The organism is Micromonospora sp. II (assembly GCF_001709195.1).
GTDB lineage: Bacteria > Actinomycetota > Actinomycetes > Mycobacteriales > Micromonosporaceae > Micromonospora > Micromonospora chalcea.
The window spans coordinates 1-17,295 of sequence record NZ_LYXF01000053.1 but is presented as its reverse complement, the minus strand read 5'-3'; the positions used below and the strand labels follow the sequence as shown (position 1 = coordinate 17,295).

The 17,295-nt window shown below is 72.2% G+C and carries 15 protein-coding genes; 7 read left to right on the top strand and 8 right to left on the bottom strand.

The window, feature by feature from the left end:
• Together A8711_RS23120 and A8711_RS23115 are read left to right on the top strand one after the other, a co-directional pair.
• A partial coding sequence (locus A8711_RS23120; RefSeq protein ID WP_141707684.1) for a penicillin-binding transpeptidase domain-containing protein occupies positions 1–1,300 on the top strand: 1,300 nt, incomplete at its 5' end.
• A gap of 123 nt (positions 1,301–1,423) precedes the next feature.
• A complete protein-coding gene (locus A8711_RS23115; protein ID WP_069089207.1) occupies positions 1,424–2,980 on the top strand; it encodes a glycosyltransferase family 87 protein in 1,557 nt (518 codons plus the stop codon).
• Between the two features lie 21 nt (positions 2,981–3,001).
• On the opposite strand, the gene A8711_RS23110 is transcribed toward A8711_RS23115, so the two are convergent.
• Together A8711_RS23110 and A8711_RS23105 are read right to left on the bottom strand one after the other, a co-directional pair.
• The gene (locus A8711_RS23110; protein WP_069089306.1) at positions 3,002–5,203 is read right to left on the bottom strand and encodes an ABC transporter permease; all 2,202 of its coding nucleotides are present in this window, start codon (positions 5,201–5,203) and stop codon (positions 3,002–3,004) included.
• Entirely contained in the window at positions 5,200–5,982 is a 783-nt protein-coding gene (locus A8711_RS23105; RefSeq protein ID WP_043327701.1) for a deoxyribonuclease IV, read from the bottom strand. The genes A8711_RS23110 and A8711_RS23105 overlap by 4 nt, the downstream gene beginning before the upstream one ends.
• Positions 5,983–6,622: 640 nt before the next feature.
• Here A8711_RS23105 and rpsF point away from each other — a divergent pair.
• From rpsF to rplI, 4 genes are all read left to right on the top strand, one after another.
• Positions 6,623–6,913 carry a 30S ribosomal protein S6 gene (gene rpsF, locus A8711_RS23100; RefSeq protein WP_069089305.1) on the top strand — a complete coding sequence of 97 codons (291 nt, stop codon included), beginning with the start codon at positions 6,623–6,625 and terminating at the stop codon, positions 6,911–6,913.
• An 80-nt stretch (positions 6,914–6,993) separates the two neighbouring features.
• A complete protein-coding gene (locus tag A8711_RS23095; protein WP_018788497.1) occupies positions 6,994–7,521 on the top strand; it encodes a single-stranded DNA-binding protein in 528 nt (175 codons plus the stop codon).
• A gap of 41 nt (positions 7,522–7,562) precedes the next feature.
• Entirely contained in the window at positions 7,563–7,802 is a 240-nt protein-coding gene (gene rpsR, locus A8711_RS23090) for a 30S ribosomal protein S18 (RefSeq protein ID WP_007073789.1), read from the top strand.
• A 14-nt stretch (positions 7,803–7,816) separates the two neighbouring features.
• On the top strand, positions 7,817–8,263 hold the full coding sequence (gene rplI, locus A8711_RS23085) for a 50S ribosomal protein L9 (RefSeq protein ID WP_013289354.1): 447 nt from the start codon (positions 7,817–7,819) through the stop codon (positions 8,261–8,263).
• 92 nt (positions 8,264–8,355) lie between these two features.
• Here the strand turns inward: rplI and A8711_RS23080 are convergent, their stop codons facing one another.
• The gene (locus tag A8711_RS23080; RefSeq protein ID WP_069089304.1) at positions 8,356–10,086 is read right to left on the bottom strand and encodes a hypothetical protein; all 1,731 of its coding nucleotides are present in this window, start codon (positions 10,084–10,086) and stop codon (positions 8,356–8,358) included.
• A 396-nt stretch (positions 10,087–10,482) separates the two neighbouring features.
• Between A8711_RS23080 and dnaB the strand changes: the two genes are divergently transcribed.
• Positions 10,483–11,892, top strand: coding sequence for a replicative DNA helicase (gene dnaB, locus A8711_RS23075; RefSeq protein ID WP_043327703.1), 1,410 nt, complete (start codon positions 10,483–10,485; stop codon positions 11,890–11,892).
• A 6-nt stretch (positions 11,893–11,898) separates the two neighbouring features.
• Here the strand turns inward: dnaB and A8711_RS23070 are convergent, their stop codons facing one another.
• From A8711_RS23070 to A8711_RS23050, 5 genes are all read right to left on the bottom strand, one after another.
• Complete coding sequence (locus A8711_RS23070; protein WP_233607869.1) at positions 11,899–12,660, bottom strand: maleylpyruvate isomerase N-terminal domain-containing protein; 762 nt, start codon at positions 12,658–12,660, stop codon at positions 11,899–11,901.
• A gap of 26 nt (positions 12,661–12,686) precedes the next feature.
• Entirely contained in the window at positions 12,687–13,076 is a 390-nt protein-coding gene (locus A8711_RS23065; protein ID WP_064448065.1) for a zf-TFIIB domain-containing protein, read from the bottom strand.
• Positions 13,077–13,099: 23 nt separating this feature from the next.
• On the bottom strand, positions 13,100–13,732 hold the full coding sequence (locus A8711_RS23060) for a phosphoribosyltransferase (protein WP_069089303.1): 633 nt from the start codon (positions 13,730–13,732) through the stop codon (positions 13,100–13,102).
• Positions 13,729–15,072, bottom strand: coding sequence for a glycosyltransferase 87 family protein (locus A8711_RS23055; protein WP_069089302.1), 1,344 nt, complete (start codon positions 15,070–15,072; stop codon positions 13,729–13,731). The genes A8711_RS23060 and A8711_RS23055 overlap by 4 nt, the downstream gene beginning before the upstream one ends.
• 40 nt (positions 15,073–15,112) lie before the next feature.
• Positions 15,113–17,295, bottom strand: a 2,183-nt coding sequence (locus tag A8711_RS23050; protein ID WP_069089301.1) for a bifunctional diguanylate cyclase/phosphodiesterase, incomplete at its 5' end; no start/stop codon positions are given.

Genomic DNA, 17,295 nt, shown 5'->3' with positions numbered 1-17,295 from the left:
CCAGCGGGCCAGGAAGAAGTCCGAACTCGCCGGCCAGCCGTCGAACCTGATGGCCGCCGTGGTGGCGATCGACCCGAAGACCGGGCGCGTGCTCGCCTACTACGGCGGCGACAACGGCACCGGCACCGACTACGCCGGCAAGAACGTCGACAACGGCGTCGTGAGCGGTGGCCACTCACCGGGTTCGAGCTTCAAGATCTACACGTTGGCGGCGGCGCTGAAGGAAGGCATCTCGCTCAAGTCCCGGTGGAAGGGATCGGCGTTCACGCCGAAGGGCACCAAGTTCAAGGTCAGCAACGCCGGCGCGGACAAGGTTTCCTGCGGTGACTCCTGCACGCTCGAACTGTCGACGCTGAAGTCGCTGAACGTGCCGTTCTACTACATCACCGAGCAGATCGGCCCGGACAAGGTGCTCGACATGGCCAAGCAGGCCGGCGTCACCACGATGTGGCAGACCGACACCAACCCGGCCAAGGCGCACGACCTGACCAAGGCCGACCCGAAGGACCTGGCACCGTCGCCGTTCTTCCACGTCCTCGGTTACGGCCAGTACCCGATCACGGTGCTCGACCACGCAAACGGTGTCGCCACGTTCGCGAACCAGGGCATGTACCACAAGGCGCACTTCATCCGGAAGGTGGAGAAGCAGAACCCGGACACGGGTAAGTGGGACCTGGTCGGCGCGGAGAAGCTCAAGGGGCAGCAGCGGATCGACAAGGACATCGTCGCGGACGTCACCTCCGTGCTGAAGCAGTACCCGGGCCAGATCAACAAGCGGCTCGACGAGGGCCGCCAGGTCGCCGAGAAGACCGGCACCTGGGAACTCGGCGACAAGACCACCCGCAACGGCGACGCCTGGATGATCGGCTACACGCCACAACTCGCCACCGCGGTCTGGGTCGGCAACGTCAAGGACCGCAAGGCGATCCAGTACAAGGACGGCCGGGACATCAGCGGTGCCCGGATGCCCGGTGACATCTTCCAGCGCTTCATGAACGACGCGCTCAAGGGCAAGGACAAGGAAGAGTTCCCGCCCGCGGCGAACGTCGGCAAGGACGACGCCGGCAACGGCGAGGCCCCGCCGCCGCCGGCGAACGAGCCGGGCCAGCCGGGCGGACCGGGCTGCGACCCGCTGGGCCTGTTCTGCCCCGGCGGTACGCCCGGCGGCGGCAACCCCGGCGGCGGCGACCAGGGTGGTAACCCCGGCGGGGGCGGGCTACCCGGTGGCGGCGGACGCCCCGGCGGTGGTGGCGGCGGTGGCGGGCTGCTACCGAGCACGCCACCGACACGCCAGAATTGACGCGCACGACCTGACGGCGGCGGCCGGACCCGAGCGGTCCGGCCGCCGCCGGCGTTTCGCGTACCGGAATTTCTCCGCGCGCGACGGGACGGCGACCCCCTGTGTACGGCAGGATGCCTCTCCATGAGCACCCAGTCGCCCGCAGGCATCGATGAGCCCGGCGCGTCCGAGGCGGCGCCGCGATCGGCAGAGACGATTGACCACCCGTCCCGCTCGGACTGGTTCGTCCGCGGCGCCTCCGGTCTGATCGGGGGGCCGCTCGGCGACCACGCCGCCGCCCTGGACCGGCCGGCCGACCGCGAGAGCCGGTTCTGGACCGCCGGCCGGATCGTGCTGGCGCTGGTCTGCCTGACGCTGGCACTGCACTGGGTGCAGAAATCCCCCTGCCAGGACGGCGCGTGGCAGAACAACATCCAGTACACCCGCATGTGCTACACGGACGTGCTGGCGCTCTACTACGCCGAAGGGCTCAACGAGGGCAAGGTGCCCTACGCCGACCACCCGGTGGAGTACCCGGTGCTGACCGGCTACTTCATGGGCGCGCTCGGCCTGCCGGTGCACGCCCTCGGCGTCGACAACCCCGCCATCAACCAGGGACAGTGGTTCTACAACCTCAACGCGCTGGTGCTCGGCGCGCTCGCCGTCGCCACCGTCGCGGTCATCCTCAGCCTGCGCCGCCGACGACCCTGGGACGCCGCGTTGTTCGCGCTCTCCCCGGCCCTGGTGCTCACCGCCACCGTCAACTGGGACCTGCTCGCCATCGGCCTGGCCGCGTTCGGCCTGCTGGCCTGGGCACGCGCCCGCCCCGACCGGTACGCGATGCTGCTGCCCGCGGTGGCGGGCGTCCTGATCGGACTCGGCGGCGCGGCCAAGATGTGGCCGCTGTTCCTCCTCGGCCCGATCCTGGTGCTCGCGCTACGGGCCGGAAAACTGGCCGCCGGGCTCGTCGCCACCGCCACCGCACTGGTGTCCCTCGTGGCGGTCAACCTGCCCGTGGCGATCCCCTACCGGGAGAACTGGGAGCGCTTCTTCGACCTGAACACCACACGACCCATCGACTGGGGCACACTCTGGTACATCGGCCGCTACCTGGACGGCCGGATCAGCCCGTCCGCACCCGGCGAACTCGGGCCGTTCGAATGGCTCAACGCCAACATCCCCACGCTCAACTGGGTGTCGTACCTGCTCTTCGGGCTGGCCTGCCTCGGCGTGGCCGGGCTGGCGCTGCTGGCGCCGCGCCGGCCCCGGCTGGCCCAGCTCGCCTTCCTGGTGGTCGCCGCGTTCCTCATCTTCAGCAAGGTCTGGTCCCAGCAGTTCGTGCTCTGGCTGCTGCCGCTCGCGGTGCTCGCCCGGCCGCGCTGGGGCGCGTTCCTCGCCTGGCAGATCGCCGAGGTCGGCTACTTCGCCGCGTTCTACGGCGAACTGCTCGGCACGGCCATGTCCCGGCCCGTCTTCCCCGAGGGCGTCTTCGTGCTGGCGTCGAGCCTGCGTCTGATCACCGTGGCGGTGCTCTGCGGGTTCGTCATCCGGGACATCGTGCGGCCCGAACTCGACGCGGTCCGGCAGACCTACGCCGACGACCCCGACGGCGGGGTGCTCGACGACGCGCCCGACGCGCCCTGGCACCAGCGCTGGCGGGCGCGCGCCGCCGAACAGCCCGCCGAACCCGTGCCGGTGTGACCGAGACGGTCGTGTTCCGGTCTACAGCCGGAACACGACCGCCTCGCCGACCTGCTCCCGGGCCACGCCCAGCGCGTCGACCGGCCGGTCCAGCATCCCCTCCCACGGGGTGCCCTCCAGCTCGTCGCGCAACACCACCACGTTCTTCACGCCGATCTGCCGCAGGTAGTCGACGCTCGCGTAGTCCGGGAAGCTGACAGTGGCCTCGCGGATCCGGGCCTGGGACCGGGGCGTGAAGCCGCTGCCGCCGTTGACCATCGGCTGGAACCGGTCGGTGGACCAGAGCATCACTGGCTGATCCAGGTTCTGACTGCTCGGCAGCACGAGCATCGGCCCGTCCACGGTCCGCAGCGCCGCCGGCTGCCGCGGCACCACCGGCTGCGGCGTGGCGTTCAACCCCTCCACCAGCACCAGAGCCAACGGCAGCAGCGTCGCCAGCCGCAGCCACGGACCCGGCCACGGCGGCACCCGCTCGGCGGCCAGCTCGCGTACCCGCATGCAGAACGCGGTGACCGCGCCCGCCGCGAGCAGGCCAAGCAGCAGCGTGGTCCAGAGCATCATCCGGCCCGGCGTGCGCAGCCCGCTCCATCCCGGCAGATAGTCGAACAACGGCACGTAGGTGAACCGGCCGCCGAAGAACCGGGTRCCCATCGCCAGCGCCATCGTGACGAGCACACCGGCGAGCAGGAAGATCCGGTGCCGGACCCGCCACACCGAGAAGAACAGCCCCCCGGCGGCGAGCGCGTAGAGCACGAAGCCCGGCAACAACGTCATCTCCGGATGCCAGGGCAGCACGGCCCGCGCGCCCTCGTGCAGACCACCCCAGACCCGGGACTCGGCCGGCGCGGTGAAGAACCCGCTCGCCGGCGGCGAGTAGAGCCCGATGTCGCCGATCGTGCGCTCCGCGTTCGGGTGCAGCTCGGCGACCTTGAAGTAGGGCACCGCCAGCGCCGCGCCCACCGCCGCGAAGACGAGCCCGCCCAGCACGTCGGCCAGGAACAGCCGCCGGCCGAACGGGCGCTTCACCTTGCGCCGCCGCACGAACCACAGCACCACCGAGACCAGGACCACCCCGGCCAGCATGTACGCGAACGGCAGCCCGATGCCGAAGCCGAGACTGAGCTGCCACGCGGCCACCAGCCACCCGGCGAACGCCCAGCCCGCGTGCCGGCGGCGCGGCCGGTACCCGTACCGCAGTGACCAGCCGTGCCCCCGGGCCAGCATGGCCAGCGCCAACGGGATGCCGCCGTTGGAGATGATGTGCAGGTGGCCGGCCTGGGCCAGCAGCCACGGCGCGTAGGCGAAGCTCGCCCCGGCCACCGCGCCGCCGATCCGGCCCGCGCCGAGCTGCCGGGCCAGCGCGTACGCGCCGAACGCGGCGAGCGCGTGCGCCAGCACGAACATGATGTTGTAGCGCAGCACGGCGTGCTCCGGGCCGACCCCGATCAGGCCGGCCGGGGCGTACCCGAGGAGCGTGTCGGAGAACGCGAAGCTCCAGTTCTCCGGATAGAACGTGTTCGAGTGCCACAGCTGCGCCGGGTTCGTCCGCAGGATGTGCCCGGACCAGGCCATCTGCCACGCCTGCAGGCTCGGGTCCCAGTAGTCCTGCGGCAGCGTGTGCCGCGGATAGCGCAGCGTGGGCCAGGTCATCGCCGCCGCCAGCGCCAGCGCGGCGACGACGGCGAGCGTCCACTCGTGCACCAGGAACCGGCCCACGGCGCGGACGGCCCGGCGGGGGCGGCCGAGCACCGGCTCGGGTGCCGGACCGAACGCGGACCAGGGGTCGGCCGGCTCGTCGTCGCCCGTACCGTCCTGCTTCGCGGCGTCGCTCTTCTCCGCGGCGTCGCCGTCCTTCTTGGCGGCGTCCGCTCTGTCCCGGGCCTCGGCCTCGGTCCCGGCTTCGGCGCCGGCCTCCGCCTTGTCGGTGCCGGCACCCGCCTTGTCGGCGGTGCTCGTCTTGTCGGCGGTGCTCGCCGTGCCTGCCGCCTTCGCCGCGCCGGTGCGGCGAGCCTTGCGGGTCCGCTTCGCCTTGCCGGCACTCGTCACCGTGCCCGCGGTGTCGTCCTCACCGGAGCTGTCCGCGCCGGACGCGCGCTCGTCGGGCGAGCCGCTCCCCGGCCCGGCCCCGGCCGCGTCGTCCGGCGGGTTCTTCGCGCCGGTCCCGTCCGCTCGGGTCTCGGCGCCGGACCGGCGGCCGGTCGTGCCGGACTTCTCGGCGGTCACTCCGCCGCACCCAACTGCCCGCGCAGGAACGCGATGTCGGCGGCCTGGCCCTCGACGCCGCCGGGGGTCTCCACGATCACCGGCGCGCCTGCCGCGCGGATCACCGCCACCAGCAGCTCCGGGTCGATGGTGCCGCCGGTGAGGTTGTCGTGCCGGTCCTGACCGGAGTTGAAGGCGCCCTTCGAGTTGTTCGCGTGGATCAGGTCGATCCGGCCGGTGATCGCCTTCACCCGGTCGACCAGGCCCAGCAGCTCCTCGCCGCCCGCGTGGGCGTGGCAGGTGTCGAGGCAGAAGCCGACCTCGTGGTCGCCGAGCGCGTCCCAGAGCCGGGCCAGCGAGTCGAGGTGCCGGGCACAGGCGTTGTCACCACCGGCGGTGTTCTCGATCAGCACCGGCAGCGGGAATCCGCCGGACTCCGCCGCGTACGCGAAGGTCTTGCGCCAGTTGTCGAAGCCGACGGCGACGTCCTGGCCGGCGTTGACGTGGCCGCCGTGCACGATCAGGCCCTTGGCGCCGACGGCCGCCGCGGCGGTGGCGTGGGCGAGCAGCAGCTTGCGGCTGGGGATGCGGATCCGGTTGTTGAGCGTGGCCACGTTGATCACGTACGGCGCGTGCACGTAGAGGTCGACGTCGGCGGCGCGCAGGCGCTCGGCGTCCTCGCGCGGCTTCGGGGCCTTCCAGCCCTGCGGGTCGGCCAGGAAGAACTGCACCGCCTCGGCCTGCCGGGCGGCCGCCTCGGCCAGCGGGTCGGTCGGATCGACGTGGGCTCCGATTCGCATGCAGGGCAGCCTACGTCGCGCCTGCGACGGTCGCCGCGCTCGCCGGAGACGCCCGGCGGGTCGGAGGCGTCACCACCCGGCCCGGCGGTCGTTGTCCGAGGTGGGATCGATGGTCGACGCTCCGCCCGGACGTGGTCCACAGCACGTACGGGTGAGGGGGCCGACGCCCGGTGACGGGACGCCCCGGCGTGCGGCCCGGCACGACGGGGCGGGATCCATCAGGAATCCGGCACACCAAATGGAAGTCCGGACTAAATCCTCAATTTACCCCAAGTGGTGACGAGAGCCATTGTATGGTCAGCACAGGTGACAACACGATAAAGCTCCGCGGGGCGTCTTCGATCCAACCTCATCGGTGTGGTCGTTCCTCCCCAGGTCCCACCCAAGGAATGCGGACGGGACGCCCCGCGGCCCCGTGGACAGGGGTCCACCTGCCGGCTCTCGAAGCCGAAGGTGGGCCCCTGTCGCCGCGTCCGGGCCGTGCCGGTCGACCGGTCCGGCCATGATCGTCCGCACCGGCTATCCTGGTCCGGTTGCCCGTGTCCAGCCGGGTTCCCCCGGAACCGGTCACGGGCAGCGACGCACGACCTCCTGCCACGGAAGGACCGTGGCCGCTTAGCCCACAGGAGGTGAGCACGTCTTGCGTCATTACGAAGTCATGGTGATCCTCGACCCCAGCCTCGAGGAGCGCACCGTCGCCCCGTCGCTCGACACGTACCTGAACGTGATCCGGACCGCGGGTGGCTCGGTGGAGAAGACCGACGTGTGGGGCCGCCGGCGCCTCGCGTACGAGATCAACAAGAAGGCCGAGRGCATCTACGCCGTCATCGACCTCCAGGCGACGCCGGAGGCCGTTGGCGAGCTGGACCGTCAGCTCCGACTCAACGAGTCGGTGCTGCGCACCAAGGTCATCCGTCCGGAGATGCGCTGAGCATCTAGTCCCGGCACGTCCGGATCAAGCCTCATCCACGCTGTCGTACGGCTCTGAGAGCCTGTACGGCACAAAGATGAGTGCGCGAGGAGATGGTCATGGCAGGAGACACCACCATCACGGTCATCGGCAACCTGACCGATGACCCCGAGTTGCGTTTCACCCCCTCCGGCGCGGCGGTCGCCAAGTTCCGGGTCGCTTCGACGCCCCGCTTCATGGACAAGGCCTCCGGCGAGTGGAAGGACGGCGAGCCGCTGTTCCTCTCGTGCACGGTCTGGCGCCAGGCCGCCGAGAACGTCGCCGAGTCGCTGCAGCGTGGCGCTCGGGTGATCGTGTCCGGCCGGCTGCGTCAGCGGTCGTACGAGACCCGTGAGGGTGAGAAGCGCACCGTCATCGAGCTGGAGGTCGACGAGATCGGCCCGTCGCTGCGCTACGCCACGGCGAAGGTGCAGAAGATGTCCCGCTCCGGTGGCGGTGGCGGCGGCTTCGGTGGTGGTGGCGGCCAGGGTGGCGGCGGAGGCAACTTCGACGACCCCTGGGCCTCTGCTGCCCCCGCCCCCTCCCGCGGTGGTTCGGGCGGAAACTTCGACGAGGAGCCTCCGTTCTAATGGCGCCGAGCGCCCGCGATCGCAAACCAGGAGCACGAGCAATGGCTAAGGCTGCGGCACTTCGCAAGCCGAAGAAGAAGGTGAACCCGCTCGACAAGGACGGGATCACCTACATCGACTACAAGGACACCGCGCTGCTGCGCAAGTTCATCTCCGACCGCGGCAAGATCCGCGCTCGGCGGGTGACCGGCGTGACCTCGCAGCAGCAGCGGCAGATCGCCCGTGCGGTCAAGAACGCCCGCGAGATGGCGCTCCTGCCGTACACGGCCACGGCCCGCTGAGAGGAGGCACGGACATGAAGATCATCCTCACTCAGGAGGTGTCCGGCCTCGGCTCTCCGGGCGACATCGTCGAGGTGAAGGACGGCTTCGGCCGTAACTACCTGCTGCCGCAGGGCTTCGCGATCGCCTGGACCAAGGGCGCGGAGAAGCAGGTCACGGTCATCAAGCGGGCCCGCTCGGCCCGCGAGATCCGCGACCTGGGCCACGCCACCGAGGTCAAGACCCAGATCGAGGGTCTCAAGGTCAACCTGAAGGCCCGCGCCGGCGACGGCGGCCGGCTCTTCGGCTCGGTCACCCCGGCCGAGATCGTCGACGCCGTCAAGGCCGCCGGCGGCCCGACCCTGGACCGCCGCCGGCTGGAGCTGCCCGGCCACATCAAGGCGCTCGGCTCCTACCCGGTCAGCATCCGGCTGCACCCCGAGGTGACCGCCAAGTTCGACCTGAACGTGGTCAAGGGCTGACACCCGTAGCACGACGCGAAGGGCCCGCACCGGACACCGGTGCGGGCCCTTCCGCATCTCCGTCACCACGGCCCCGGCCGCACCTCCGGGTCTCAGCCGAGGGGGTTGCCGGTCACCGCGCTGATCACCACGGTCGACAGACCACCGCCCACCACGGCAGCCGCCAGCGCCACCGTCGCCGCCCGCCAGGTCGTCCCGACCTGCCGTAGCAGCACCGCCACCACCAGGCTGCTCACCAACGCCAAACCGAACCGCGGCGCCGCCGACACCAGCGAATCCAGGGCATGCGTACGCGGCGAGTCGCAGCCGCCACCGGTGATGTCGGTGACGCAACCCTCCGGCGGCTGACCGCTCAGGAACAGCAGACCGACGAGTAGCAGCACGGCCGGGACCAGATAGCAGGCCACCGTGTAGACCAGAGGCCGCAGCGGACCGCCCGGATCCGGATCCAGCAGGTCGTCTTCCAGCCGCCGGCCCCACGAGCCGCCACCGATCGTCTCCACCCGCCGGCGCAGCGTCGACCCGGCCGGCGTCACCGGCCGACCGCGCGGCACGGCACGCGGACGCGGAGCCGAGTACGCCACCGCCGGTGACCTCGGCGCCGACGGCGGTGTCTCCATCCACCGCGGATCGTCCCCGGCCAGCCGGGTACCCGACCAGAACGCCTCGGCCCGCTCCGGTGACGCCCATCCCTCCCGCACCGGCGGAGCCGTGCGATCCCACGGATCGACCTCGTCGCGCACCGGCTCCAGATAACCGGTGTCGGTGAACCGGTCCCACTCGCCCGTGTGCTCCGTGCGGTCCCACCGGCGTTCCGCCTGCTCCCAGCGGCCACCGGGCGCCGACCGGCCCCAGGCGTGCACGCCCGACGCGTCCCACGGGTCGACCGCAGGCGGCGGCTCCGGCGGCTCACGGTCGGCCGCCCGACGCCGCTGCCAGGGATCCGCCGCCGGCCGGGACTGCTCCGAACCCGACGGGGTTACCGACCGCGACCAGCCCGTCTCCGAAGCCGCCGAGGACGACCAGCCCGTCTCCGGAGCCGACCGGCCCGACGACGCCGACCGCGACCAGCCCGACTCCGACTCCGACGCCGGCCGCCGCAACTCCGGCACCGCCGACGCGGGCCAGTCGGCATCCGACGCGGCCGGACGGGACCGGTCCGAGCCCGCAACCGCCGAACGCGACCAGGCGGAGTCCGACGCCACCGGCGGCGGCCAGGAAGAACCCGACGCCGATCGACGCCGCCCGCCCGGCCGCCCGCTGTCCCGCGCGGCTTCCTCGTCGCCCGAGCCCGCCGAATCCGGCAGCCCGGACCAGATCACCTGCGGACGCCGGGTCGCCGCGCGACGGGGACGACTACGCGGCGACACCCCCGACACCGGCTCGTCGTCCGAGTCGGCACGCCTGTTCCCCACATACCCCCGCTCCTGGGGGGCATCCATCGTCCACTCGGCGGTGTGGTCCGACAACGGACCCGCACCGATCGCCCGCGGCTCCGGCCGATCGCGCCGACGGCGGCCCGCCTCCGTGCGCCGGCCACCCTCGGACGACGGCGTCTCGACCTCGATCTCGTCGTCGTCGGGCGCCGCGTGCCGCCCGCCACCGTCCGCGCGGCTCACCCCGGACTCCAGAGCCCAGCGGGGAAGGTAGGTGTCCACCGGCTCGTCCTGGCCGCGCTCGATCGCCCGCCGCCGACTCGGCGTGCGGTAGCTCTCCGGCGCGTACGAGTCGGCCCGGCGCGGCCCGGCGGGCTCGTCCCAGGAACCGCTCGGCCGTCGCTCGCGCGGGCTGTCCTCCCCGCTTCCCCAGTCCCGGTGTCTCACGGCCGGAGCGTGACCTCTCTCAACCCGAAAGTAAACCCGCTGTCCCAGGTGTCGCCGTTCGCAGCGATAGTACGGGACGAACGACGACAAAGCTCAGCCGGAAATCTTCCGTCCACAGGGTGGGGACAGTAAAAGCGCAGGTCAGAGGCGATACGCCCGGAATTCCCCATCACTTTTCCACACCCTGTGCACACCCTGCGCACATGCCGGTCCCCAGGCGTCCACAGGTTGTCCCGAGGCTCATCCACCGGCCTTGTTGAGTCGCTGACCTCGGGTTCCGTATCGTGGTCCCCCGACCGCCGGGCGATGACCCCCGATCGACCGGAGGGGTCGGCGGAAGTTGTCACACCCCAGCGATAGAGCTGGACTCGATCCGACGCAGCAAGGGGGGCACCCGTGTCGGTCACCGACGAGGCGCGTACGGAACGGACCGGGGGGCAACCGTCGTCCGAGCCGCCGCCGCCGCGCGACGCGCCGTTCGAGAAGACACCACCGCAGGACGTGGCCGCCGAGCAGTGCGTACTCGGCGGCATGCTGCTGTCCAAGGACGCCATCGCGGACGTCGTGGAGATCCTGAAGACCAACGACTTCTACCGCCCCGTCCACGCCACCATCTTCGACGCGATCCTCGACATCTACGGACGCGGCGAACCCGCCGACCCGATCACCGTCGCCGCCGCGCTCGCCGACTCCGGCGACCTCGCCCGCATCGGCGGCGCGCCCTACCTGCACACGCTCATCGCCAGCGTGCCCACCGCCGCGAACGCCGCCTACTACGCCCGCATCGTCGGGGAACGGGCGGTGCTCCGCCGCCTGGTCGAGGCCGGCACCCGGATCGTGCAGCTCGGCTACGGCACCGGGCCGAGCGGCAGCCGCGACGTCGACGACATCGTCGACCTCGCCCAGCAGGCCGTCTACGAGATCACCGAGAAGCGCGTCAGCGAGGACTTCGCGGTCCTGGCCGACATGCTGCAGCCCACGCTCGACGAGATCGAGGCGGTCGGCGCCCAGGGCGGCGTGATGACCGGTGTGCCGACCGGCTTCACCGACCTGGACCGACTGCTCAACGGCCTGCACGCCGGCCAACTTATTATCGTGGCCGGCAGGCCTGGTTTGGGCAAATCAACCGCATCTATGGACTTTGCCCGAAATGCGGCGATCCGGGCCAACCAGGCGTCGGCGATCTTCTCGCTGGAAATGAGCAAGGTCGAGATCGTCATGCGACTGCTCTCGGCCGAGGCGCGCGTACCGCTGCACGTCCTGCGCAGCGGGCAGCTCTCCGACGACGACTGGACCAAGCTGGCCCGCTGCATGGGTGAGATCAGCGAGGCGCCGCTCTTCGTCGACGACACACCGAGCATGAACCTGATGGAGATCCGGGCGAAGGCGCGGCGGCTCAAGCAGAAGCACGACCTGAAGCTGATCGTGGTCGACTATCTCCAGCTGATGACCTCACCGAAGCGCACCGAGAGCCGGCAGCAGGAGGTCGCGGACCTGTCCCGTGGCCTGAAGCTGCTGGCCAAGGAAGTCGAGTGCCCGGTGATCGCGGTGAGTCAGCTGAACCGTGGCCCGGAGCAACGCACCGACAAGCGCCCCCAATTGTCAGACTTGCGTGAATCTGGCTCGATTGAGCAGGATGCGGACGTTGTTATCCTTTTGCACCGCGACGACTACTACGACAAGGAGTCGCCGCGCGCGGGCGAGGCGGATTTTATTGTTGCCAAGCACAGGAATGGGCCGACCGACACGGTGACGGTTGCCGCCCAGTTGCACCTGTCGCGCTTCGTGGACATGGCGATCGTCTGAGCGGCGTCAGCCGAGCAGCGGGAACCAGCCGGCGGCCTCGCCCAGCTCCAGCCGGTCCCGGTCGGTCAGCGGCACCCGGCCGGCGGCCTTCAGCAGGTACTCGTGGTCGTCCCAGCCGGCCGGCCGTACCGCCTCGTCGCTGAGCAGCCCGTCCATCGTGGTCACCGCGACCCGCGTCGGGTCCGCCGCCGGCAGCGGCGCGTCCGGCAGGTCCACCACCAGGTCGAGGTGGTGGATGACCGCCTCGGTGGTCAGGGTGGCGAGCAGATGGGGTACGCGCAGCACGTGACCCTGGGTGGTCACGTACCCGTCGGGGTCTATTGCGGTGGCCGCGCGTACGGCGGCGGGCGCGGTGTCGGACCAGAGCCGGACCACGCCGGTGGGCCGGTCGAAGGCGACGGCGGAGCGGCGTGCCCACCAGGCGTGCCGGGCGCTCGCGTCGTCGTCGCCGGGAGGGAACGCGCGCCAGTAGCTGACGTCGTCCACGTCGGGCGGCCCGGGTGCGGGGCTGGCCAGGGCGACGAGCGCGCGCTGGGCGTCGCAGAGCACGTGGAAGAGCAGGTCGGCGACGAGCCAGCCGCGGCACCGGGTGGGGCGTTGCAGGGCGGCGTCGTCGAGCGGGGTGACCACGGCGGTGATGCCGTCGTACGCCTGGGCCAGCGCTTCGTGCTGCCGGATCGGGCTCATGCCGTGCAGCCTGCCACGGCGCGCCGCGCCCGGCACGGTGAAGAAGTACGACGACGGGCACGCCGGGTCGATGCGGCGCACCGGCCCGGCGTGGGCGACGTCGGCGGTCAGTCGAACAGTTCGCCGAGGAAGCCGTGCTTCTTCTTCCGGCGGTAGTGGCCGTGGTAGCCGTAGTGCTGCTGGCCGTGGCCGTACGCGGGCTGGGCGTAGCCGTGGCCGGGCGGCGGCGGAGGAGGGGGCGGGGGGACCGCGCCGTAGCCGGGCTGGTGCGGCGCGGCGGGCGGGGGCGGCGGAGGCGGCGGGTAACCGGCGCCGGACGGCGCGGGCTGCCGGGCGCCGCCGTGCTGCTGGTTCCAGTTGGCCTCGGCATCGAACAGCTTTTCCAGCTCGCCGCGGTCGAGGAAGATGCCCCGGCATTCGCCGCACTGGTCGATGACTACTCCGCTGCGCTCGTACTGGCGCATCTCTCCGCGGCACTTGGGACAGGTCATCTGCATGACAACGACGGTACCGGGTGTTTTCACGCAGCGGCGGTCAGCGCCTGCGTGACCTCGTCGTCGGTGACCTCGTGGAAGTCCTCGTAGTACGCGCCGACGGCGGCGAAGTCGGGCGGGAGTTGGCAGCTCACGACCGTGTCGGCTTCGGGCGCGAGCATCTCGTACGCCTGCTCGGAGCCGACCGGGACGGCGACGAGGACGCGGGCGGCGCCGAGGTGGCGGGCGACCTGGACGGCGGCGCGTGCGGTGGCGCCGGTGGCGAGTCCGTCGTCCACGACGACGGCGGTGCGTCCGGTCAGGTCCAGTGGCGGGCGGCCGCCGCGGTAGCGCTGTTCGCGGCGTTCCAGTTCGGCCTGTTCGCGGCGGCGGACCTGGGCGCGGTCGTTCTCGCTGATCCGGCCGGCGACCATCTCGTTGAGGATCTGCACGCCGCCGGGGCCGAGCGCGCCGTACGCGACCTCGGGCGCCCAGGGCACGCCGAGCTTGCGGACGACCAGCACGTCGAGGGGGGCGCCGAGCCGGTCGGCGATCACCCGGGCGACGGGTACGCCGCCGCGGACCAGGCCGAGCACTATGACGTCGGGTCGGCCGGCGAGGTCGGTCAGACGTTCGGCGAGTTGCCGTCCCGCCTCGGCCCGGTCGCGGTAGGTGGTCATCCCTCAGGTGTACGCCTTCCGGCCGCATCGCGCGGGGCGGTTGCCGGGAATGCCGTCGGGTCGCCTGGTCGGGTGAGCGCCAGCGCCGGGGCGAGCACGAGCAGCGCGATCGGGTAGAGCAAGTAGCCGAAGCGGGTGGAGGGCATGAGCAGGATCGCGGCGAGCAGCCCGTACCCGCAGATGATCGTGGTGGCGGCGGCGGTGCGCGGCGGGCGGCGCAGCAGCCGGACGGCGATGGCTCCTCCGGCGGCGACGAGTAGCGCGGCGGCGACCGCCCGGCCGGCCGGGAGCGTCTCGGCGATCAGGTGGCCGGGGAAGGGTGACTGGGCGGGGCTGGTGACCAGGCCGTGGCCGAGGGGGAAGCGCAGCACGTTCTCGACGAGGGCTTCGCGGTCGACGAGCAGCACCGGGATCAGTGCGAGGACTGGTAGGCCGAGGGCGCCGAGGGCGGTGCGCAGGGTGGCGCGGCGGGTGGCGGCCCAGAAGAGCAGCACGAGGGCGATCGGCCAGGCGAAGAGTTTCAGCGCGCCGGCGGCGCCGACGGCGAGACCGGCGCGGCCGGGTCGGCCGGTGGCGGCGAGTGCGAGGGCGAGCAGGCAGAGCGCGAGTACGGGCAGGTCGTCGCCGCCGGTGGCGAGGGTGAGCGCGCAGACGGGCAGGACGGTGGCGGCTTGGACGGCGCGCAGCACGGCGGCGTCGCGGCGGGGCGCGGCCGGGCCGCCGCTCGCGCGCAGTGTGGCGACGAGGGCGATCACTGTGAGCGCGGTGACGACGGCGAACCAGACGCGGGCGTCGGTCCACCAGGCGTCCACCGCGGCGCGGGGCAGCCCGAACAGGGCCATGCCGGGCTGGTAGGGGGTGTAGCCGAGGAGTTGTTCGCCGGGGGGCAGCGCGGCGATGGCGTCGGGACCGAGGTAGGGGGTGCCGTGCTCGGCGAGGCGGGCGCCGGCGTGTTCGACCACGATCACCTCCTCCTGGGCGCGGTCGGTACGCCCGCCGGCCCGTTCGAGGCTCTGCGTGACGATCGGCAGCAGCGCGGTGGTGGCCCAGGTGATTCCGGTGACCGTCCAGCGTGCGGGCAGCGCGGCCAGGGGTGTGCCGGGGGCGCGGCGGCGGGCGAGCAGTTGCGTGGTCGCGGCGAGGGTGGCGAGCGCGTACCCGATGGTGGCGACGGCGCCCCAGGCGCGGTGCGGCGGCAGTGTGGAGGTGGCGGCGGTGACCGCGGCGAAGACGGTGGCGGCGGCGTAGAGGCCCAGGTCGAGGGCGAGACCACCGGCTGCGGCGTCGAGTGCCGACCAGCGGCGGGAGACGGTGGTTGCGGGGTCGGCGTGGGCGGTCACGCGGGCCAGTCTGGCAGACCGGCGCGGTGGCCCGGCGGGGTCAGGGTTGCCGGGAGTCGCCGGCGGCGGACGGGTTGGGGCGGGTGCGGGCGCCGCCGGCGCGGCGTCCGGGGAGGCGGATCACGGCGCCCGCGTCGTGCAGTGCCGGGGCGAGCGCGCCGGTGCGGCCGCCGTGGCCGCGCTGGAGGCTGGCGAGCAGCGCGGCGGCGGGCAGTGGCCGGGCGAACAGGTGGCCCTGGCCGGCGGCGCAGCCGAGTTCCCAGAGGGCGCGGCGCTGGGGTTCGCTCTCCACGCCCTCGGCGACGACTGTGAGGTTGAGGCTGCGGCCGAGGTCGAGGGTGGAGCGGATGACGGCGGCGGCCTCGGGCGCGGTCTCCATGGCGGTGACGAAGCTGCGGTCGATCTTCAGTTCGTGTACGGGGATGCGGGAGAGCAGGGAGAGCGACGAATATCCGGTGCCGAAGTCGTCGAGCGCCAGGCGGACGCCGGAGTCGCGCAGGCGGCTGAGGACGCGGTCGACGACGTCGAGCTGGCTGAGCGTGAGCGTCTCGGTGAGTTCCAGCACGAGCCGGTCCGGCGGGAGGTCGTGGGCGCGCAGCCGGGCCAGGACCGCGCCGGGGAAGCGGGCGTCGAGCAGGCTGCGGGGTGACACGTTGACCGAGACGGGCAGGTCGAAGCCGGCGTCGCGCCAGGAGCCGGCGGCGATGAGCGCCTGGTCGAGGATCGCCTCGGCGAACGCGGGCAGCAGGCCGGAGCGTTCCACCGCTTCGAGGAAGCGCAGTGGGTCGATGAGCCCGTGGGTGGGGTGGTGCCAGCGGGCGAGGGCCTCCGCGCCGATCACCTCGCCGCCGGCGAGGTCGACGATGGGCTGGAAGTTGACTGTGAACTCGTGGTCGGCGACGGCGCGGGGCAGTTCCCCGCCGAGGGTGAGCCGGCTGAGGTCTGCGGTGTCGCGGGCGGGGGCGTAGGTGGCGAGTCGTTGACCGGCGCGTTTGGCCTGGTACATGGCCACGTCGGCGCGGCGAAGCAGCTCGGGCATCCCGCCGGTGGCGGGGGCGACGGCGATGCCGCCGCTGGCTTCCACGCTGATCCGCATGCCGTCCACGTCGAGCGGGTCGTGCAGGGCGTTGAGCAGGGCCTCGGCGCGGTGGGAGGCGACGGCCGGGGCGGGCAGGCCGCGCAGCAGCACGGCGAACTCGTCCCCGCCGAGCCGGGCGACCAGGTCGTCGGGGCGAGCGGCGTCGCGCAGCCGCTCGGCGACCTGGATCAGCACCTGGTCACCGGCGCCGTGGCCGAGGGTGTCGTTCACTTCCTTGAAGTGGTTGAGGTCGATCAGCACCAGCGCGGTGACGCCGTCGGCGTGCCGGGTGGTGAGCTGGGCGCTGCCCTCGTCCAGCAGGTGACGCCGGTTGGACAGGTCGGTGAGGGCGTCGTGGGTGGCGGCGTAGGCGTGGTCCTCGGCGATGCGGGCGAGTTCGGCGTACGCCTGGGCGTTGCGGACCGCGGTGCACAGGGCGGAGGCGAAGGTACGCAGGGTGTACTGCTCGCGCTCGGAGAGTTCGACCGGACCGGCGAACCGTAGCCGCAGCACGCCGAGGTCGTCGGTGCGGTTGTGGCCTTCCAGCGCGACCGGCATGACCCGGCCGTCGATGTCGCTGGGCTGGGGCGACGTTCCGTCGTACGCGATGCCTGCGGCGTTGCCGCGGACGGTGCGTCCGCCGTCGCGCAGTTCGATCTCGATCTCGTCGGCGGAGAAGAGTTCGCTGGCTTCGGTGACTGCGGTGGTCAGCACCTGGTCGAGGTCGACCACGTTGAGCGCGTCGGTGGCGCGGGCGAGTCGTTGCCACGCCTGCTGCTCGGTGCGGGTGCGGATCCGCGTGGAATAGGCCAGGTGGAGGCTGAGCACCAGTGCCGGCACGGCGAGCAGCAGCCGGGGATCGGCCCGCAGGATGAGTACGGTGCAGGCGGCCACCAGGAAGCGGACCGCGAAGCCAGCCACCCGCAGGTCGAGGTCGGTGCGGAACTGCCGCACGATGGGCGTGCCGGACGCGAGCGCGATGACCGGAATCGCGAGTAGGTCGTCGAGCACGGCCGCGACGAGGTAGACGACTCCGAGCAGCAGGACGATCTGGAGCGGCTCGCGGGGCGGCCACGCGTTGCCGAGCAGCAGGATGACGAGAGCGCTGCCCCCGGCAACCAACGTGTGCTTCGCGACGCCGAATG